At 52.4% G+C, this 20,517-nt stretch carries 18 protein-coding genes; 17 read left to right on the top strand and 1 reads right to left on the bottom strand.

Annotated elements, in window-relative coordinates; all coding sequences use genetic code 11:
* Positions 1-44: 44 nt before the first annotated feature.
* Positions 45-1,076 (top strand): flagellar assembly peptidoglycan hydrolase FlgJ, encoded by a 1,032-nt coding sequence (flgJ, locus tag P0Y67_RS08495; protein ID WP_342391537.1) that lies wholly within the window; start codon positions 45-47, stop codon positions 1,074-1,076.
* 37 nt (positions 1,077-1,113) lie between these two features.
* Here flgJ and P0Y67_RS08500 read toward each other — a convergent pair whose 3' ends face one another.
* Positions 1,114-1,839, bottom strand: a complete 726-nt coding sequence (locus P0Y67_RS08500; RefSeq protein ID WP_337113067.1) for a hypothetical protein — start codon at positions 1,837-1,839, stop codon at positions 1,114-1,116.
* A 211-nt stretch (positions 1,840-2,050) separates the two neighbouring features.
* On the opposite strand from P0Y67_RS08500, the gene flgK reads away from it, so the two are divergent.
* The 16 genes from flgK (at position 2,051) to fliI (ending at position 20,513) form a co-directional block, all read left to right on the top strand.
* A complete protein-coding gene (gene flgK / locus P0Y67_RS08505; protein ID WP_342391538.1) occupies positions 2,051-3,934 on the top strand; it encodes a flagellar hook-associated protein FlgK in 1,884 nt (627 codons plus the stop codon).
* Positions 3,935-3,948: 14 nt separating this feature from the next.
* Positions 3,949-5,139 (top strand): flagellar hook-associated protein FlgL, encoded by a 1,191-nt coding sequence (gene flgL / locus P0Y67_RS08510; RefSeq protein ID WP_342391539.1) that lies wholly within the window; start codon positions 3,949-3,951, stop codon positions 5,137-5,139.
* Between the two features lie 340 nt (positions 5,140-5,479).
* Entirely contained in the window at positions 5,480-6,628 is a 1,149-nt protein-coding gene (locus tag P0Y67_RS08515; RefSeq protein ID WP_342391540.1) for a flagellin, read from the top strand.
* A 356-nt stretch (positions 6,629-6,984) separates the two neighbouring features.
* Entirely contained in the window at positions 6,985-8,136 is a 1,152-nt protein-coding gene (locus P0Y67_RS08520) for a flagellin (RefSeq protein WP_342391541.1), read from the top strand.
* 63 nt (positions 8,137-8,199) lie between these two features.
* On the top strand, positions 8,200-8,646 hold the full coding sequence (locus tag P0Y67_RS08525; RefSeq protein ID WP_342391542.1) for a flagellar protein FlaG: 447 nt from the start codon (positions 8,200-8,202) through the stop codon (positions 8,644-8,646).
* A gap of 22 nt (positions 8,647-8,668) precedes the next feature.
* The gene (gene fliD, locus P0Y67_RS08530) at positions 8,669-10,042 is read left to right on the top strand and encodes a flagellar filament capping protein FliD (RefSeq protein WP_342391543.1); all 1,374 of its coding nucleotides are present in this window, start codon (positions 8,669-8,671) and stop codon (positions 10,040-10,042) included.
* A gap of 24 nt (positions 10,043-10,066) precedes the next feature.
* Positions 10,067-10,366: a flagellar rod protein FlaI gene (locus P0Y67_RS08535; RefSeq protein ID WP_342391544.1), complete on the top strand. Its 300-nt coding sequence runs from the start codon at positions 10,067-10,069 to the stop codon at positions 10,364-10,366.
* A gap of 15 nt (positions 10,367-10,381) precedes the next feature.
* Complete coding sequence (gene fliS, locus P0Y67_RS08540) at positions 10,382-10,786, top strand: flagellar export chaperone FliS (protein WP_027253930.1); 405 nt, start codon at positions 10,382-10,384, stop codon at positions 10,784-10,786.
* 228 nt (positions 10,787-11,014) lie between these two features.
* Positions 11,015-12,493 carry a sigma-54 dependent transcriptional regulator gene (locus P0Y67_RS08545; protein WP_342391545.1) on the top strand — a complete coding sequence of 493 codons (1,479 nt, stop codon included), beginning with the start codon at positions 11,015-11,017 and terminating at the stop codon, positions 12,491-12,493.
* Between the two features lie 196 nt (positions 12,494-12,689).
* Positions 12,690-13,748: a sensor histidine kinase gene (locus tag P0Y67_RS08550; RefSeq protein WP_342391547.1), complete on the top strand. Its 1,059-nt coding sequence runs from the start codon at positions 12,690-12,692 to the stop codon at positions 13,746-13,748.
* A complete protein-coding gene (locus tag P0Y67_RS08555; RefSeq protein WP_342391548.1) occupies positions 13,745-15,145 on the top strand; it encodes a sigma-54-dependent transcriptional regulator in 1,401 nt (466 codons plus the stop codon). Before P0Y67_RS08550 ends, P0Y67_RS08555 begins: the two co-directional genes overlap by 4 nt.
* Positions 15,146-15,262: 117 nt before the next feature.
* On the top strand, positions 15,263-15,574 hold the full coding sequence (fliE, locus tag P0Y67_RS08560; RefSeq protein WP_342391549.1) for a flagellar hook-basal body complex protein FliE: 312 nt from the start codon (positions 15,263-15,265) through the stop codon (positions 15,572-15,574).
* Between the two features lie 16 nt (positions 15,575-15,590).
* Complete coding sequence (gene fliF, locus P0Y67_RS08565) at positions 15,591-17,333, top strand: flagellar basal-body MS-ring/collar protein FliF (RefSeq protein ID WP_342391550.1); 1,743 nt, start codon at positions 15,591-15,593, stop codon at positions 17,331-17,333.
* Entirely contained in the window at positions 17,323-18,366 is a 1,044-nt protein-coding gene (gene fliG / locus P0Y67_RS08570) for a flagellar motor switch protein FliG (protein WP_046219526.1), read from the top strand. Before fliF ends, fliG begins: the two co-directional genes overlap by 11 nt.
* Positions 18,367-18,384: 18 nt before the next feature.
* Entirely contained in the window at positions 18,385-19,200 is an 816-nt protein-coding gene (gene fliH, locus P0Y67_RS08575; RefSeq protein ID WP_342391551.1) for a flagellar assembly protein FliH, read from the top strand.
* On the top strand, positions 19,197-20,513 hold the full coding sequence (gene fliI / locus P0Y67_RS08580) for a flagellar protein export ATPase FliI (RefSeq protein ID WP_342391552.1): 1,317 nt from the start codon (positions 19,197-19,199) through the stop codon (positions 20,511-20,513). The genes fliH and fliI overlap by 4 nt, the downstream gene beginning before the upstream one ends.
* Positions 20,514-20,517: the final 4 nt, after the last annotated feature.

The raw sequence follows: 20,517 nt of genomic DNA on the forward strand, positions 1-20,517 counted from the left end.
GTGAAGGTGCTGATGGAAAGACCATTACAGGCAGATAACTGACGATGAAACCGACGGACCCAGGCTTTGTCAACGACCTTGCTAATCTTGACAGACTTCGTGCTGGCATCAAAGGCAAAGGGGATACGGAATCTTTGCGAGCAGCAGCAGAGCAGTTTGAAGCCCTGTTCACTCAAATGCTGTTTAAATCGATGCGTCAGGCCAATGAAGCCTTTGAGTCTGATCTGATGAGCAGCTCAAACACCAAGTTTTTTGAAGAAATGCGCGACGAGCAAATGTCCAGTGAACTCAGCGCCCGCGGTTCGCTTGGTCTGGCTGATCTTATCGTGGAACAGCTAAGCGCCTTAGAGAAGCCACCGGCAACACCGGAAGAGCAGGCGAAAGCGGCACAAGAAAAAGCTGCCGGTTTCGAGGCCATTCAGCAGTCGCGTCAAGTGTCTGCCGATGATGTGCTTGCCAAAGTCTTCGCAGCTAAAGATACAACGGCTATAGACACAGCGGCTAAAGAGAAAGCTGCGTCAGCGCCGGAAAAAGCGGCGATACCAGCAGCTTCTGCCACCACGCCAGCCGAGTTTGTCCGTCCGCCATTGCGCCAGCCGCAGGAAAAACCGTTTTCTTCGCCGGAAGATTTCGTGACCCGTATGCGTCCGTTTGCTGAAAAAGCGGCAGGCATGCTGGGCACCGATCCGGCAGTGCTGATTGCGCAGGCGGCACTGGAAACCGGCTGGGGTAAAAAAGTGGTGAAAAATGCGGCAGGTGACAGTAATAATCTGTTCAATATCAAAGCGGACCCACGCTGGGCCGGCAATAAAGTGGCCACCCAGACGCTGGAATATCATGACGGTATTCCGGTTCAGGAACGTGCGGCATTCCGCTCTTACAATAGTTATGAAGACAGCTTTAATGACTATGTCCGTTTTTTGAATGACAACCCGCGTTATTCAGAAGCACTGGCCTCACCGCAGGATCCGCGCCGCTTTATCCGTAACCTGCATCAGGCCGGTTACGCGACCGATCCGAAATATGCCGATAAAATCATCAATGTGATGGACACGGTTCGGAAACTGATGAAGTAAAATGTACGGCAAGTTCTCAACTTGCCGTACTCATGATTCAGCAAATTTCTCCTTCAACAGAAGAGCCGAAAGGAACCCCTTTATACGTGGTGTAAACACTCGAGGCTGCATTGCCTGTTGTCACTTTGATCCAGCCATTCCCACTAAACTTTCTGTCTGCCCATTTGTCTTCTTGAGACCAGTATCGGACCCAGCTTAATACAAGTGTATCCCCTAAGATTTTTGAGCTGACTTTGTAGGTTGTGACCCCGATATGACTTGCGACGGGGACAGGGTAGCTCCAGACATTCGGTGGGGCATAAGCTCCAAATCTTTTGCAGTCTTTGTCTAGCAGAGCTGCAATATTATCGTTTTCTTGTTTTTTTACTTGGTCGTTATTTTGAATTTTAGGCGCTTTAAGGTTTTCAACTGATATTTCTTCAAAGTTATCGGTTGTAAGCCTTTGTAATGTGCAGCTTGGGCCGGGCAGGTTTGTAATACTAAAATCGGGTGGGTTATTTGGATCAGTAAAAAGAAGTGTTTGAGAACAATCTTTTTCAGCCTGGTTCCCATACTCATCGAATGAATTGTAAGTACCTGTGTGGATATATTTATGTCCACCAGGCCCCTGCATGATTTTTGTTTCTGGATCTTGGTAGAGTTGGGAGGTATCAATAAATATTGGGTTCCCTTCCGTATCAAACGCATTTGTCTCGGTACCGGCATAGGCCAGACTGGTTGTGAGTGAAGCCGACAATAAAATCAGTTTTTTATAATTGAACATTGTTACACCTCTTTGTGAGTTCAATTGCATATTAGTTCAGGGTTCTTGTTTGTAAGTAATTCTCTTTCCCATTTTGAGATATGCGGCAACCTTTTTCCTTGCGTCTGCTTAAATTCAATTTAGTCAATTAAAAACAAACATTTATATATTGGAATGATTTTTGCTTATTAATCTCCAGTAAAGTAACTCCCCGAGGTTTTCTGGAGGCGCAATGGCGTTCGATTTGCTCAGTTTGGGCTCTCAAGGTGTGTTAACAGCGCAAAGGCAGCTCAATACCACCAGCCATAACATCAACAACGTCAATACGGATGGTTACAGCCGCCAGTCTGTGGTGCAGCAGACCAACGATCCTCTGTGGTGGGGCGGCAATAACTACGGCACAGGCGTCCATGCGGCAGAAGTTCGCCGCGGTTATGATCAGTTTGCCACCAACGAGCTGAACCTCACCACGACTAACCACAGCTATGCTACTGAACGCGACGGCCAGCTTGAGCGGCTCGATAAGCTGCTGGCAAACAGTGCCAGTCAGGTGCCGCAGGACATGAACCAGTGGTATGACGCCGTCAAAGCTATGGCTGACAGCCCCAATGATCTGGGCACCCGCAAGGTAGTGCTGGAAAAAGCCAAAATGGTTGCAGCCGGTCTGAATGACACCCACCGGGTACTGGCTGAACAAAAAGATGTCACCAACGATGTCCTGTCAAAAACCCTGAACCGGGTGAATGACATTGGCCGCGAGCTGGTGGAAATCCATCAGGCTTTGCTGAAAACCCCGGCCGGCGGCGCGGATAACGATTTGATGGACAGACATCAGCAGTTAATCAATGAGCTGTCGACCTACACCAAAGTCACGGTCACCCGTAAGAACGCGGAAACCTTCAACGTGCTGATTGGCAGTGGTCATACTCTGGTGTCCGGGACCCATTCCAGCGAACTGCAAATGATCAATGGCGATCCCGATCCGCAACAGACTCAGCTGGCAGTGGTGGCAGGTAAATCCCTGAAAGCCATCAGCTCGGACGATGTCGGTGGCAAACTGGCGTCATTGTTTGAATACCGCGACAAAACCTTGCCGCAGGTGATGGATGAACTGGGCAAAATGACCCTGGGGTTCACTGAGTCAGTGAACCAGCTGCAGTCACAGGGCCTGGATCTGAATGGCCAGGTGGGGGAGGCGATGTTTACTGATGTCAATGCCCCTGAGATTGCCGCCTCCCGCGCACTGATCCCTCAGGGCTCCAGCGCAGAGGTGAAAGTGTACATACAGGATCTCAGTAAGTTGCAGGCCGGTGAGTATGAGCTGGGGTTCAATGGCAGTCAGCATACGCTGAAAATGCCGGATGGTTCGTCGCAATCTGTCATTCCGAGTGGCCTGCCGCCGAGTTTCGATGTTGATGGCGTGCGGATAGAAATTGCCGCTCCGATTGCCAGCGGCGAAAAAATCCTGCTGCGGCCTACCCGCAATGCGGCCAGAGACGTGCAGGCCGAAATGACAGATCCGGCAAAAATTGCAGCGCAGAGTTACCTCAGCTCTGCAACGCAGGCGCAGGGAAAAGCCGAGTTTGCCATTACATCTCCCGGTCCGTTACGAGAATTCCAGGTCGCGGTATCACCCGATTCCTCGCAGTTTGCGGTGCTGGATATGCAGGGCAATGTGCTGCAGGCCCCGCAGCCTTATCCGCCAAGCGGTCAGGTGGTGGTCGGCGGCACCGGGTTCACCCTGGGTAATGGTGCAGCGGGCGGTGACGTCTTTGCCGTCAACCTCAATGCGGCCAGCGGCGATAACGGGAACCTGATCAAAATGCAGGATCTTCAGGACATGAAGCTCATGAATAAAGGCCGATCCAGCGTGATCGACGTCTATGAGGGGCTGAATACCGAAATGGGTGTTCAGCGCGCATCGGCCGCACGTCTGAAAGAAGTGGGCCGTCAGGAAAAAGAAGCGGCAGAGAGCCGTGTGGCTGAAATAGCCGGCGTCAACATGGATGAAGAAGCCGCAAACATGATGAAGTTCCAGCAGGCTTACATGGCATCGTCCCGGATTATGACGGTGGCGAATGAAACCTTTAATACTTTGCTTAATGCCGCGCGATAAGGAGTTAACGCCGTATGATTAGCCGAATTGCCAGCTTTCATAACTATCAGTCCGTGGCGAATGATATGAACCGCCAACAAGTGAAAGTCTCACAGAACCAGGAACAACTGGCGTCCGGCAAGCAGTTGCTGACCGCCGGGGACGATCCGGTTGCCTCTATCTATGTGCAGAATTTTTCACAGCAAAATACGGAAATTGATCAGTCGCTGCGCTCTATTACCCTGGCACGTAATCGCCTGAACAGTGAAGAAACCGCGATTTCCGATGCCGAAACCCTGCTCGATGACGCCAAGCGCAAAACCATGTCTATGGTGAACGGTTCGTTGTCAGATGATGACCGAATCGCCCACATGCAGGATTTGCGAGGGCTGTTTGATTCCGTGATCCACCTGGTCAATACCCAGGATGAATCCGGTAACTTTGTTTTTGCGGGCAATCAGTACGACAAGCAGCCGTTTTTCCGAGACGGCAACGGCAATGTCAGTTACGTCGGTGACAGCTATCAGCGGATGTCTAAAGTGTCACCGAACGTCGAAGTGCCGGTGAATGATCCGGGCGACAAGCTGTTTATGAACATCGAGAACCCTTACGGCGATTATCAGCCGGATTACGATCTGCAGTCTGGCTCGCTGCTGCTGCTGTCGCATGCCCGGAATAACAACCACTCAGACAATGCCAGCTATACCATTGATTTCACGCAGACGGATTCGGGTGCGGTGTATGATCTTTATCAGGATGGTTTGCTGGTTGACAGTCAGCCTTTCGATCCGAAACGCGGCATCGAGTGGGGGACGCTGTCGGTACAGCTGGAAGGCGAAGTGACAGATGGCGATCAGATCACCCTGAGCCGGCAGGATACTTTCAGTGTGTTTGATTCTTTCAAACGCGGAATTGAAGTCTCTGCCCGCGCACCTTCAGATGCATCGGCAACCGCTGAATTGCACCAGGTAGCGGAAGAGCTGTCGCAGGCGTTCAAGCATATTAACCGGGCGCGCTCAGAAGTCGGCACCCGGTTGCAAACGTTGGATCGCCAGGCCGATATGCATGAGGACTTTAAGCTGGTGATCAATAAAGCGCGCGGTACGCTGGAAGATCTGGACTACGGCAAAGCTGTGGTGGAGCTCAATGAAAATATGCTGGCGCTGCAGGCTTCCCAGCAGGCATTTGCAAAAACCAAAAACCTGAGCCTGTTCAATTATATCTAAGCTCAGATCTCGGTGGGCTGTGTGATGAGCCCCTTTATCGGCCTCTCAGAAAAGGGGCTTAGTTTTAACTTTGCCGCTGCCCACTTGCCGGGCGGCAAGGCTTGGCGGCAGAGAGGCTTAATGAGCTGGCATGGCTTTGCCGCTTTGCTTCAATTGCCAATGAAATATAGTGTAAAGTCATGAAAATAATGGCTTATTATTTCTGGCACACTAATTGCTAAAGTATTATTGTGATTTTCATTAACGACATTTTTACTAACGCTGGTCCCGCTTCACTCTCTGATGGGTTGACGTTGCGGGTAGCTGTTTCGCTAACAGCGAAAAGTCAAAGGAGAGCAAAATGGGTGTAACAGTGAACACCAACGTGTCTGCCATGACTGCGCAGCGCTACCTCAACAAAGCATCTGAGGGCCTGAGCCAATCCATGGAGCGTCTGTCTACGGGTAGTCGTATTAACAGCGCCAAAGACGATGCGGCCGGTTTACAGATTTCCAACCGTCTGATTGCTCAGACTCGTGGTCTGAACGTGGCGATGCGAAATGCCAATGACGGTATTTCAATTGCGCAGACCGCAGAAGGGGCGATGCAGGAATCCACCAGCATTTTGCAACGTATGCGTGATCTGTCGCTGCAGTCGGCGAACGGTGCCAACTCGGATGACGACCGTGTCGCTATCCAGGAAGAAATTACCGCGCTGCAGGACGAGTTGAACCGTATCGCGGAAACCACCTCATTCGGTGGCCGTAAACTGCTCAACGGTACCTTCGGTGAAGCGGCCTTCCAGGTCGGTGCCGATGCCGGTGAAGCAATTGTTGTCGGTCTGGACAGTGTCCGTGCCGACGAACCGCAAATGGGCGGCAGCCTGCTGGTTTCGACCAATACGATTCAGCCGGATGCAACGCTGGCGGCAGATACCAATATTGAATTGAGTGTCACCGCCGCTGACGGCACTGTCACTCCTGTGGCTATCGGTCTGGTGGGCGGTGATGATGTGGAAGAAATTGCCACCCGTATTAACGGTCAGAATGGGTTGATCAATGCGTCCGTGACAGAGAAAGGCGAGCTTCAGCTGGTCTCCAGTGACGGTACCGTGGGTGTCACCAATGGTGCGATCAGCATGATCAACAGCGACGGTACGACTGTCGCGGGTGATATCGCCGGTACAGCGACCGACATTACTGTCTCGCAGATCAATGTATCAACCGCAGGTGGGGCGCAGCGTGCCGTTCCTCTGATTGACTCGGCGCTGAAATATATCGACAGTATGCGCGCCGATCTGGGTGCGAAGCAAAACCGTCTGACGCACACCATTAACAACCTGGCCAATACCTCTGAGAATGTGTCTGCCTCGAACAGTCGTATCCGCGATACCGACTTTGCGAAAGAGACAACAGAAATGACCAAGAATCAGATTCTGCAGCAAGCCAGTACCTCGATACTTGCTCAGGCCAAACAGATCCCGCAGTCTGCACTGAACTTACTGCAATAATCGCGATAAGCGGTAATTTGACTAAACGGCAAGGTGGCAATACCTTGCCGTTTTTTATTGGTGCCAGCCAATAAAAAAATAGAAAATAAATAGCAAAAAAATCCTGTAAAGTTTTCCTCCATTGCGCCGATAACCCTTATAGAACAAGAAAGTGCGTCACCGTTGAATAAAGGTAATGCATTCTGATTCGCTGTTTATTGGGTTCGGATTCACACTTTTTTGCCCAGTAAAAAAATTTCAAAAAAAACCTTAAAGCTTTCTTCACCAGTGCCGTTAAAGGTGATGTACGAAGAATAACTCGGACTTGCCGGCTGAGCTGGTCAAGCCACAAAGAAGCACAAGTAAGGAGAATTACTATGGCAGTTACAGTAAACACTAACGTTTCTGCAATGACCGCTCAGCGTTACCTGAACAAAGCTAGCGATAATACAGCAGCTTCTATGGAGCGCCTGTCTACCGGTTCACGCATCAACAGTGCAAAAGATGACGCAGCAGGTCTGCAAATTTCTAACCGTCTGATGACTCAGAGCCGTGGCCTGGACGTAGCAGTACGTAACGCCAACGACGGTATCTCAATGTCTCAGACTGCTGAAGGTGCAATGCAAGAAACCACCAGCATCCTGCAGCGTATGCGTGACCTGTCTCTGCAATCGGCGAACGGTTCTAACTCAGATGATGACCGTAAAGCGATTCAGGAAGAAGTAACAGCACTGAACGATGAACTGAACCGTATCGCGGAAACCACCTCTTTCGGTGGTCAGAAGCTGCTGAATGGTTCATTCGGTACCCGTGCCTTCCAGGTGGGTGCAGATTCCGGTGAAGCGGTACAGCTGACGCTGAAAAATATGCGTTCTGACAGCGCTGACATGGGTGGTAGCCTGCTGGTTTCAACGAACCAGGTGGCAGATAAAAACTCTACCCTGGATGCCGATACCACTATCGAGCTGAGCGTAACAGATGCTGACGGTAATGCGACAGCGGTAAGCATCGACCTGGTTGGTGGCGACGATATCGAAGAAATCGCGACCCGCATTAACGGTCAGAATGACCAGATCAATGCGTCTGTTTCTGAAAAAGGCGAGCTGCAGCTGTTCTCATCTAACGGTACTGTCGGTGTGACTACCGGTACTATCGCAATGACTGACACAGCAGGTGTGGCAGTGGATGCCTCAATTGCTGGTGCAGCGGCTAATATCACAGTGTCTGAGCTGGATGTCAGCACAGTCGGTGGAGCGCAGCAAGCGGCGGCAATCCTGGACGGTGCGATGCAGTTTGTTGATTCACACCGTGCAGAGCTGGGTGCGAAACAAAACCGTATGGATCACACCATCAGCAACCTGAACAACATCAACGAAAACGTGGCCTCTTCCAACAGCCGTATCCGTGATACTGACTTTGCGAAAGAAACCACAAACCTGACTAAGAACCAAATCCTGCAGCAAGCGTCGACCTCTATCCTGGCGCAAGCGAAGCAGGCGCCTCAGGCGGCACTGAGCCTGCTGGGCTAATCCGCTCAATGAAGCGGCAGGGGCAAGCCCTTGCCGCTTTTTTCGATCAGAAGGTGTCAGAAAATGGACGTAAAATCTGTATTAAACCCTTCATTTCTATCCCGCTTTTCTTCAACCGGTGCGAAATCACCTGTTGGCACAGATGTTGCAAACCCTTCTGTTGGTCATCCACGCGAAGATTCTTTGGCGGTCGCAACCCCAGGGCACAATGCCTCAGGTGTGGCAGCAAACACGGACGTCAGGCGCGTAGAGCAGTCGGCCAGGCTGGAAGAACAGCAACAGTTACATCGCCAGCAATTAGAGAAACTGGTGGAAAGTATTGAAGATTTTGTCGGCTCAATGAATAAAGGGCTGGCATTTAGAATTGATGAAGAGTCTGGACGTCAGGTCGTTACCGTTTATGAAAAAGCAAGCGGTGAAGTGGTCCGGCAGATCCCCGATGAAGACATGTTGGCGCTGTCACGCCAGATAGCAACTTACACCACCGGGCTTTTGACCACCAAAGTGTAATAGTAACTGATTGAGGTTGTAGATGAATATTGGCGCAATGGGTACGGCATCCGGCCTGGATATCAATGCCATGGTCGACAAAATTGTCGCCGCAGAGCGGGCGCCAAAAGAAGAGCGCATCAATCAGCGAAAAGAGCAGGCCAATGTTGAGCTGAGTGCTTACGGACGGCTGAAAGGCGCACTCGATGGTATGAAAACCCTGATGGCAGACATCAGGCAGAACCATACGCTGGCCGAGCGTACCGCCTCTTCAGACAATCAGGATTTGGTGTCTGTCCGTGCCAGCCATGAAGCGCAGCCCGGGCGATATTCTGTTGAAGTCAAGCAACTGGCAACCTCGCATAAAATTGCGTCCTTGCCGGTTGATGATAAAACGGCAATGGGTGCCGGAAAATTGACACTGTCCGTCGGTGGTCAGTCTTTTGACGTTTCATTCGACCAGGATCAAACCAAACTGCTGGATGTGGTTCGTGAGATAAACCGTCATCCGGATAACAAAGGCGTGCTGGCCACTGTCATTAAGGACGCCAGCGGCGCCCGGCTGGTGCTGAACGCCGATAAAACAGGGGCTGGCAATCCGCTGAAAGTGATTGTCGATGCGCAAGCCGGCAGTCCGTTACAGTCTTTTGCGTTTGACGCTGCTAATCCCGGCAGCCCTATGCAGGAAATGCAGGCTGCCTCTGATGCCAAAGTGCTGATTGACGGTCTGGCAGAAGTGACGAGCGACACCAATACCCTGACAGATGCGATTCCCGGTTTGGATATAGATTTAAAGCAACTGTCAGCGAATGCCGAAAAGCCGCAAGCCGTGATTGAAATCGGCTACGACAAAGACAAGGCCGGGGCGCAGATCGAACGGTTTGTGAATGCTTACAATCAGTTTTACGACACCGCGCTGGAGCTGGGTAAATTTGATCCGAATACCCAGAACAAAGGGCCGCTGGTCGGTGACAGCATGCTGCGCTCATCGGTTCAGCAGCTGCGAAACGCATTCAGTACGCCGCTGGAAGACGGGCCGTCGAGTCTGCAGACCCTGAGTGAACTGGGTGTGACCACCACACTGAGCGGGCATCTGGAAATCGACTACGATAAACTCGACAGGCAACTGAACCAGAATTTTGCCGCGGTTGGTGAGTTTTTTGGCAGCCGTAAAGGTTTTGCCCGCCGGATTGAAGATATGCTGCATGCTTATACCGGCGTGACCGGCAGTATCTCGAACCGGGAGAAAAGCATCAATGAGCAGGTGTTAACGCTCAATGATGATCAGCGCGATCTGGACCGCCGGATGGAAGGCGTCTATCAGCGCACCCACGACCAGTTTTCTGCGATGGATCATGCCATGGGGCAGATGCAGAGCCAACTGGGTTCAATGATGAGTATGATGCCGCAGATGTAATCGCGGATAACAAGAGGGAAGGCAATGTCAAACAAGATGATGCAAACCCTGGCCGACATTGATCAACAGCTGAACCAGCTGCTCGATGACGGTACGGACATTGACGTGGATACCCTGTACCGCTTGCTGGCGGATCGCCAGACGGTACTGAATGATCTTAAAGCCGTGCCAGAAATGCTGGATCAAGGCAGCTGGCAGGAAGCAATCACCCGAACATCGGATTTGCTGACAAGATTGCGCGAAAAGCGCGAAAAGTCGGCAAGTCAACTGAAACGATTACAGCACGGACAACGTTCGCTGCAGGCATATAATCAATTTCGTTAAGGTAACATCATGGTCATGAGAGGAAATCTACAGGCTTATAAACGAGTCTCAGTAGACAGTCAGTTAACATCCGCATCACCTCACCGTGTGATTCAAATGCTGATGGCGGGTGCCATTGAGCGTTTGATTCAGGGTAAAGCGGCCATGGAGCAAGGATCAATTGCCACCAAAGGTGAGCGTCTGGGTAAGGCTCTGGATATCATCATCAGCCTGCGTGGCTGTCTGTCGTTTGACGATGGCGGCGAGATCGCCAGCAATCTGGATTCGCTGTATCTGTATATGATTGAAAAAATCACCGCAGCGAACCAGAAAAACGAAGTAGAGCATGTTGATGAAGTGATCGACATGTTAAGGGAGCTGAAGTCAGCGTGGGATCAGATTCCTCCTGAGCATCACAATATTACTCAAATGGAGTATTAATCCGTTCACGAGTCAGTATTCAGCTTCCCATCTCCCCCACACAATGTTGGCCGCTAATAGTCAATTAATTGTGTATCCGGCATAATTCCGTGGCACTGGGCTCACAGCTTTTCACTGTGCCCGGTTGCCAAGTCCTGTTCTTTTATTACAATGGGCAGCATCAGTTTTGGTTGCTGTTCCGTTTGAATACGCCATAAGAATACATAAAGACAGGCAAATATCACTTCTATGCAAGGTTTAGCTAAGACCCTCGTCATTGATGACGACCCGCAGCACCGTCACGATCTCAGCGTGATCCTTAATTTTGTCGGTGAGCAGCATGAAGCGATATCCACCGATGAGGCTGAAGGCGCACTGTGGGAACAACCCTGGGGCGCCTGTTTGATTGGCAATATCCATTCTGTTAAAAAACAGAATCAGGTGCTGGAACAACTGCGTCAGCGATATCACATTCCTGTGCTATCCATGCCTCAGCATGAAAAAGCGGTCTCAGGTATGCCGAATTTTGTCGGTACCCTGGCCTATCCGCTGCACTACAGCCAGTTGATGGATGCGCTGCGTCATTGTCAGGAATTTCAGGGCAAAAATCATTTTCAGGTGCCGCAGCTGTCGCGCAAAAATACCCTGTTTCGCAGCATGGTCGGGCGCAGTGACAGTATCAGCCAGGTCCGTTACCTGATTGAACAGGTTGCAGGCACCGACGCCAGTGTGTTGATCCTTGGTGAATCCGGCACAGGTAAAGAAGTTGTTGCCCGTAATATTCACTACCATTCCTCCCGGGGTAAAGGCCCGTTTGTGCCGGTCAATTGCGGTGCTATCCCAGCTGAGCTGCTGGAAAGCGAGCTGTTTGGCCATGAAAAAGGCGCATTTACCGGTGCGATATCCTCACGCAAAGGGCGGTTTGAACTGGCGGAAGGCGGCACGCTTTTCCTGGATGAAATCGGTGATATGCCAATGCCGATGCAGGTCAAGCTGCTGCGCGTGATCCAGGAGCGTTGCTTTGAACGTGTGGGTGGCAATCAGAGCATTAAAGCCAATGTCCGCATTATTGCCGCGACCCACCGTAACCTGGATACCATGATTGCAGAAAACCTGTTCCGGGAAGATCTGTTTTATCGTTTGAATGTCTTTCCGATTGAAACGCCGCCGTTACGTGAGCGGCTGGAAGATATCCCCCTGCTGCTGCAGGAACTGCTGTCCCGGATGGAAGCCGAAGGGGCAAGGTCGGTGCATTTTACCCCGAGAGCGATCACCTCTTTGATGGAGCATGACTGGCCAGGCAACGTGCGTGAACTTGCCAATCTGGTCGAGCGCTTGATGATTCTCTATCCGGGTGAAATGGTGGATGTGAATCATTTGCCGGTGAAATACCGGTACTGTGATCTGCCGGATTTCCGTCCGGAAGAGCGCATGATGTCGGTGGAGGAACAAGAACGTGCGATGTTAGCCGATGTTTTCTCCGACAGTTATGATGATCAGGACGATAATTTCGGCTTCAGCGATTTACCGCCTGAAGGCCTTAACCTGAAAGAGATGCTGGCGGATCTTGAAATTGACATGATCCGTCAGGCTCTCGAAGCACAGGCCGGGGTGGTGGCGCGGGCGGCCGACATGCTGGGCATGCGACGCACGACTCTGGTGGAAAAAATGCGTAAGTACAATATCTCGACCAAAGAGTCTGTGCGTGAAGAGTCTGTGCGCGAATAGCATCAGCAAGTAAAAATTTATCCTGGGGTATTGTCACTTTTATGCAGTACTCCAGACTCTGACAGGAGTGATGTCAATATTCTGACATCACTCTTTTTTTATGGGTTCATCATAACTTGTTGTTTTTTATTGGATATTTTTGGCATAAAAAGTGCTTGTTTAGTGTAACAAAGGACAATGCGAAAGTAGGTGTAAGGTGGAAGAAGGGCAGTCTGTCTCCCCGCTGGGAAACCTGAGTCAACAGGTCAGCAGGTATAAGCAAGTGATTGAAGTCATGCCAACTGGCGTGATCTTGCTCGATGGAATGGGAATGGTATGTGAGGCCAACCCTGAAGCTGTCCGCCTGTTAGGAGAGCCATTGGCCGGGGAACGCTGGCTGGATGTTATACAGCGTGCCTTTGCGCCTCAGGAAGATGACGGCCATGAAATTTCTTTACGCAGTGGTCGTAAAGTCAAACTGGCCATCTCCGCGTCAGCCAGTGGACAGCTTATCGTGATCACTGACATGACAGAAACCCGCCTGCTGCAGTCCCGCTTCAGTGAGATGCAACGCTTATCCTCACTGGGCCGTATGGTTGCTTCGCTGGCGCATCAGGTCAGAACACCGCTGTCCAGTGCCATGTTATATGCCGCCAATCTGGCCGCGCCTCAGCTGACCGCGCAAACCCGCGACAGGTTTCAGAGCAAACTGATGGACAGGTTGCGGGATCTGGAAAAGCAGGTTAATGACATGCTGCTGTTTGCCAAAGGCGGTGATAACAAAGTGGTGGCTCCTTTTACGCTCGAAGCCTTGTTCAATGAACTGGACGCCATGATAGAGGCCCAGGTGGTGTCCAATCAGGTGGATTTCTCGATTGAGTGTGATGATGAGAGCCCCAGTGTTCTGGGTAATGTGAATGCCCTGGCGAGTGCGATTAGCAATCTGATCACCAATGCCATTCAGATGTCAGGCAAAGCATGCAAAGTCTGTTTGTCGGTACACTGCGGCGCCGACATGATTCACCTTAGTATTACCGATAACGGCCCCGGCATTGCCCCTGAGATGCAGAAAAAGGTGCTGGAGCCTTTTTTCACGACTCGCCAGCAAGGCACAGGCTTAGGACTTGCCGTGGTACAGATGGTGGCAAAAGCCCACAATGGCAGCCTTTCGCTGTTTTCCACCCCGGGAGAAGGCGCCTCATTTACGCTCAGCCTGCCTCAGGCAGCAAGCCATGAGCAAGACGATGAATTAACAGCAACAGGAGACAGGCAATGACGAGCCGAGTACTGATCGTTGAGGACGACGAAGGTCTGCGTGAAGCTTTAGTGGATACACTGGCGCTGGCAGGTTATCAGTGGCTGGAAGCAGACAGTGCCGAACAAGCCCTGCTGCTGTTGAAATCTGAGCCGGTGGATATTGTGGTATCCGATGTTCAAATGGCCGGTATGGACGGACTGGGCCTGCTGCGAAATATCAAGCAACACTGGCCTAAACTGCCGGTATTGCTGATGACAGCCTATGCCAATATTGAAGATGCGGTACTGGCAATGAAAGACGGCGCCATTGATTACATGGCAAAGCCTTTTGCCCCGGAAGTGTTACTGAACATGGTCAGCCGCTACGCGCCTGTGCAAGCGGTCAGCAGTCAGGCGATAGCCGCCGATGAGAAAAGCCTGAAATTACTGGCGCTGGCCGAAAGAGTCGCGCAGACTGACGCCAGCGTGATGGTACTCGGGCCGAGCGGCTCGGGCAAAGAAGTCATGTCGCGATACATTCATGAGCACTCACTGCGTCGTGAAGGGCCTTTTATCGCGATCAATTGTGCCGCCATTCCCGACAATATGCTGGAAGCGACCTTATTCGGTTATGAAAAAGGGGCGTTTACCGGTGCGGTTCAGGCCTGTCCGGGAAAATTCGAACAGGCACAGGGCGGCACCATCTTGCTCGATGAGATCAGTGAGATGGACTTGAACCTGCAGGCGAAACTGCTGCGCGTCTTGCAAGAGCGCGAAGTTGAGCGTTTGGGCAGCAGGAAAAGTATCAAGCTGGATGTGCGGGTGCTGGCCACCAGTAACCGGGATCTGAAACAATACGTGGCGGAAGGAAATTTCCGGGAGGATTTGTACTACCGCCTGAATGTTTTTCCGCTTGTCTGGCCGTCGCTGTCCGAACGTCCGGGCGATATTATGCCGCTGGCCAGTCACCTGGCTGACCGGCATTGCAAGAAACAGGGCATGCCATCGCCGGTCTTTTCTGCCGCTGCACAAGCCAAACTGCTGCAGTATGGCTGGCCCGGCAATGTCAGGGAGCTGGACAATGTGGTCCAGCGGGCACTGATTCTGGCCGGTGATGCCGACATAGGTGGCGAGCATATTCTGCTGGAAGGCATGGACTGGATGGATTCGCACAGCCTGCAGCACGCTATCAGCCTGACTCCGGTGGCATCGCAGGCAGTGAATGACACTGCGGTCCATGTGATACCGCCGGGCGTGGCAGGGACTGACAGCCTGGGCAGCGAACTTCGCGAACAGGAGTTTGCCATTATTCTGGAAGCCATACAGGCCTGCGAAGGCAAACGAAAAGAAGTCGCGGAGCGATTGGGCATCAGCCCGCGCACGCTCAGGTATAAATTAGCCAAGATGCGGGACGCCGGAATCGAGATCCCAGTTTGACCATAAAAGCGGAATTAACAGATTAATTTCATATTTTTGGCGTTAAGCTTGCACAACTTTATCTTTTAAGATGCGATCAATTTAGATTGTGTCAAAAAAGTACCACGGAGATAACCTATGAAAGTCAACGGATTTATGTCAGAAATGCAGGCAATGCAAATGGAAGCCAGCAATGCGTCACGTCCGGCGACTGGCGCTAAGGTCAGTGCTGATTTTGGTGCAGCCCTGCAAGATGCGATACAAACGGTTAACGGATTACAGAATACATCCAGTGAGGTGACCAGTCGTTTTGATCAGGGCGATCGCAGCATTTCGCTGTCAGATGTCATGATCGCGCGAAATAAATCCAGCGTGGCTTTCGAAGCAACCGTCCAGGTTAGAAATAAGCTGGTTGAAGCTTATAAAGAACTGATGAATATGCCGGTTTAATTCAGGAATTAAGTGAGTGTCGGAACAAACATCCAACGAACTCGCCATAGCGGGTAGTGCTGCAGCTCCTGTCGTTGCCAACAGCGACCTGGATCTGCAAAATCCGGATCTTGAAGAGAAGAGCGCCAGCACACGTGTTGACAGCATGCTGGGCAACCTTGATTTGCTGCGTCAGATTATTCTGGTGCTGTCAGTGGCTATTTGTGTCGCTTTGATAGTGCTGGTCGTCGCCTGGCTCAAAGAACCGGAAATGCGTCCGCTGGGTAATTTCTCCACTGAAGAGCTGATTCCGATTCTGGATCATTTTGACCAGAAGCAAATTGAATACCAGCTGGAAGGCAATACCATCAGGGTGCCGGCTGATAAATACGGCGCACTTAAGCTGGAGCTGACCCGTGCCGGATTGAATAACCCGACGGCGGAAGGTGATGATATCCTGCTGCAGGATATGGGATTTGGTGTTTCACAGCGTCTTGAACAAGAACGGCTGAAACTGAGTCGCGAACGTCAGCTGGCAAGAGCCATAGAGCAGATCAGACAAGTGCGCAAAGCGCAGGTACTGCTGGCGATGCCAAAGCAAAGCGTTTTTGTCCGTCATAATCAGGAAGCGACGGCCAGTGTATTTCTGACCCTGAGTACAGGTGGCACGCTGGGTCAGCAGGAAGTGGACTCCATTGTTGATATGGTCTCTACCGCCGTGCCGGGCCTGAAACCCAGCCGTGTCACAGTCACAGATCAACACGGTCGTCTGCTCAGCTCCGGTACTGAAGATCCGGCAGCCACGGCCCGCCGGAAAGAATACGAACTGGAGCGCAAACAAGAGCAAGCCTTGCGCGAAAAGATCGATGCAATATTAATTCCTGTCCTGGGGTTGGGTAACTACACCTCTCAGGTCGATGTCTCGATGGATTTCAGTGCCCAGGAAGAAACGCAAAAACGTTTTGATCCCAATACGCCGTCTACCCGCAGTGAATATACGCTGGAAGATTACAACAACGGCCAGTCTGTAGCGGGTATTCCGGGCGCGCTGAGTAATCAGCCGCCGCAGGATTCAGCGATACCGCAGGATGTGATCGACTTACAAACTGGTAAAGGCGGCAACGGCTCTGTGCACCGGGAAGCAACGCGAAATTTTGAACTGGATACTACTATCCGTCATAAGCGTTCGCAAACCGGTACGATCAGCCGTCAGACGGTTTCGGTGGCGGTCAATTATAAGCCGCAGCTTAATCCGGAAACCGGCGAAATGACCCGTATCCCGGTGACCGAAGAAGAACTGGTGAAAATCCGTCGTCTGCTGATGGGCGGGGTCGGTTTCCTGCAGGATCGCGGCGATATGCTGGAAGTGATTTCCGTACCTTTCGCCACCCAGGAGCAGGAACGCATTGTCGACTTGCCTATCTGGGAACACCCGAATTTCAATACCTGGGTTCGCTGGCTGGCTGCAGCGCTGGTTATCATAGTGGTGCTGGTGGTGCTGGTGCGCCCTGCCATGCGCAAACTGCTCTATCCGAACCAGGCTGCCGATGGCACACCGTTGGATGAGAATGGTCTGCCTATCATGGCGGGTGACGGTTCAGATCTGATAGGGGCCGATCTGGACGGTGTTGACGGTATCGATTTAACCAATAACAACCTGGATCTGCCAAATCTGCACAAAGATGACGACTTGCTGAAAGCCGTGCGTGCACTGGTGGCCAATGAACCGGATCTGGCGGCTCAGGTTGTGAAGAACTGGGTATACGAAGATGGCAAATGAAGTCGCGACGACAGATGAAAAACCGTTCGACATTAATAGTTTAAGTGGAACGGATAAAGCAGCCATCCTGTTACTCAGTCTGAATGAACAGGATGCGGCTTCCATCATACGTCACCTGGAACCCAAGCAGGTTCAGCGCGTGGGTGGGGCGATGGCCAGCATGAAGGAACTGAGCAATGACAAGGTGACGGCTGTACACCGTCAGTTCCTGACCGATATCCAGAAATACACCAGCATTGGCATGGGCAGCGCCGACTTTGTCCGCAATACCCTGATCGCCGCGCTGGGTGAAGATAAAGCCAATAACCTGGTTGATCAGATCCTGATGGGCAGTGGTTCGCGTGGCCTGGATTCTCTCAAATGGATGGATCCACGTCAGGTCGCCAGCATCATTCTCAATGAGCACCCGCAGATACAGACTATCGTGTTGTCGTATCTGGATCCTGAGCAATCGGCAGAGATTTTATCCCAGTTCCCTGAGCGCGTGCGCCTGGATCTGATGATGCGAATTGCGAATCTGGAAGAAGTTCAGCCTGCCGCCCTGCATGAGCTGAACGACATCATGGAGAAGCAGTTTGCAGGCCAGGCCGGTGCCCAGGCCGCGAAAATTGGCGGCATGAAGGCGGCGGCCGATATCATGAACTACCTCGACAACAACATCGAAGGTCTGCTGATGGATCAGATCCGCGAGAACGACGAGGAGATGGCCGTTCAGATCGAAGACCTGATGTTCGTGTTCGAGAACCTGGCCGAAGTGGACGACCGGGGTATCCAGAGCCTGCTGCGCGAAGTGCCTCAGGAACTGCTGCAAAAAGCGCTCAAAGGGGCCGACGATATGCTGCGCGAGAAAATTATGCGCAATATGTCCAAGCGTGCTTCTGAATTGCTGATGGATGACCTTGAAGCGATGGGGCCGATACGTGTCTCCGATGTGGAAGCAGCACAGAAAGAAATTCTGTCTATTGCCCGTCGTCTGTCTGAAGCCGGTGAGCTGATGCTGAATGGCGGCGGTGGGCAGGATGAATACCTCTAATTCAGCCGGGGAAGCACAATGACGATTGAACGCCGTCGGGGCTTTGTCCGCCTGAGTGGCCACCAGGCAGAAGAGCTGGAACGCTGGGCTTATCCCGATTATAGCGATGAAGATCGCGGCCCGGTTGAGAACGCGTTAAATTATGATCCGGGCTGGCGCCCCAGAGAGGTGCCGGAAGAGGAGCAGGCTCCCCAGCCACTGACGGCAGCGGATCTGGACGATATCCGCCAGTCTGCCTATGAAGAAGGACTGGCCGAAGGCCGGGCTGCCGGTCATGCTGAAGGCTTTGAAACCGGAAGACAGGAAGGTGCTGCCGCCGGTCATCAGGAAGGGCTGGAGGCTGGCCGTGAAGAAGGGCTGGCTGCCGGACAGGAAATAGTTGAGCAGCATGTGGCTCATTTAACGCAGGTTTTTGACAAACTCGCCCAACCGCTACAGCAGGTCGATCAGCAGGTCGAAAGCCAGCTGGTGGAGATGGTCAGCGTGTTGACCCGCGAGTTAATCCGGGTTGAAGTGCAGACCAACCCGCAGGTGATTCTGTCCACCTTACGCGAAGCCATTGCCACCTTGCCGCTGGCCTCTCAGTCGATTACTGTGCAGTTGCATCCGGACGATCTCGCGCTGGTCACCGCTGCGTACAGTCAGCAGGAACTCGATACCCGTCGCTGGCAGTTGCTTTCAGAGCCGGGGCTTGAGCGCGGTGATGTCCAGCTCAGTGCCGGTGATTCTGCGGTGGATTATCGAATGGAAGATCGTGTTCGTCATCTGTTGAGCCAGTTTCTGGGCATGAATCAGCGTCCGGCTGGCGTTTCAGCACAGGATAGCGCGGAATGACCCTGTCGCAACGGCTGGGTAGCTACCGTTTACAGGGGCTGGCCTGCCGCCCTGTGGCCTCCGGACGACTGGTGCGTGTGGTTGGTTTGACACTGGAAGCCATTGGCTGCCGGGCGCCTGTTGGCAGTGTGTGCCGTGTCGAAGCGGTACAGGGCAGTATCGAAGCCGAAGTTGTCGGCTTCAGTGGTGACACCCTGTACCTGATGCCCAGTGAACAGCTGACCGGGGTGATGCCCGGCGCTAAAGTCACGCCTGTGATGAGCGACGGCGGCCTGCCGGTGGGCCCTGAGTTGCTTGGCCGGGTGATTGACGGCATGGGCAACCCCCTGGACGGCAAAGGAAAGATCTATACCTCGGCCCGGGCTGCCCTGAACGCGGAACCTATCAACCCTCTCGCAAGAAAACCTATCAGTGAACCGCTGGATGTCGGATTAAAAGCCATTAATGGGTTGCTGACCGTAGGTAAAGGCCAGCGGATTGGCCTGTTTGCCGGCTCCGGTGTGGGTAAATCTGTCACTCTGGGCATGATGACCCGGGGCACTACGGCGCAAGTGGTGGTGGTCGGACTGATTGGTGAGCGTGGCCGCGAAGTCAGAGAATTTATTGATGAGATCTTAGGTGAAGAAGGCCGCCAGCGCGCGGTCGTGGTGGCAGCCCCTGCTGATGCTTCCCCTCTGATGCGCCTGAAAGGGTGCCAGACCGCCCTGACCGTGGCGGAATATTTCCGCGATCAGGGTTTAGATGTGTTACTGCTGATGGACTCGCTCACTCGCTTTGCTCAGGCGCAGCGTGAAATTGCCCTGTCGATTGGCGAACCACCGGCCACCAAAGGCTACCCGCCTTCTGTGTTTGCCAAGCTCCCGGCCCTGGTTGAGCGCGCCGGTAACGGCGGGGATGACCAGGGCTCGATCACGGCCTTCTTCACTGTGCTGACCGAAGGCGATGATCTGCAGGATCCTATTGCCGATGCATCACGAGCGATTCTTGACGGCCATATCGTGTTGTCACGTGAGATGGCCGATGCCGGTCATTATCCGGCGATTGATGTTGAACGTTCTGTCAGTCGTGTTATGCCTGCCATAGTAGATGAAGAGCAGATGCTGATGTCGAAAGCTGTCCGGCAGATATTGTCTATTTGCCGCAAAAACCAGGATCTGGTGTCTATCGGCGCCTATAAACCCGGTTCAGATCCGGCGATTGACCAGGCCTTTACGTTAAAACCCAGGTTGGATCAGTACCTGCAGCAGACAATGAAAGAGTCGGTTCCCTATGATATGTGCGTCAATATGCTCCGTTCTACGCTGGGAGCCTGAAGAT

Source organism: Photobacterium sp. SP02, from assembly GCF_038519165.1.
GTDB lineage: Bacteria > Pseudomonadota > Gammaproteobacteria > Enterobacterales > Vibrionaceae > Photobacterium > Photobacterium halotolerans.